The organism is Rhizobium altiplani, from assembly GCF_001542405.1.
GTDB lineage: Bacteria > Pseudomonadota > Alphaproteobacteria > Rhizobiales > Rhizobiaceae > Rhizobium > Rhizobium altiplani.
Map to the genome: position 1 here is coordinate 76,109 of NZ_LNCD01000001.1, position 245 is coordinate 76,353.

Annotated in this window: 1 protein-coding gene; it reads right to left on the minus strand. The window is 69.4% G+C overall.

Features of this window, described 5'->3' with window-relative positions:
• On the minus strand, window positions 1-245 hold a 245-nt coding region (locus AS026_RS41880), incomplete at both ends, for a hypothetical protein (RefSeq protein ID WP_205634437.1).

The window sequence follows — 245 nt, forward strand, 5'->3', positions numbered from 1 at the left end:
CGGCCGCCATCGCGGTAACGACAATCCCGGCAAGGACCACCAGGGCGACAGCGGCCGCCATCGCGGTAACGACAATCCCGGCAAGGACCACCAGGGCGACAACGGCCGCCATCGCGGCAACGACAATCCCGGCAAGGACCACCAGGGCGACAGTGGCCGCCATCGCGGCAACGACAACCCGGGCAAGGACCACCAGGGCGACAGCGGCCGCCATCGCGGCAACGACAATCCCGGCAAGGACCACC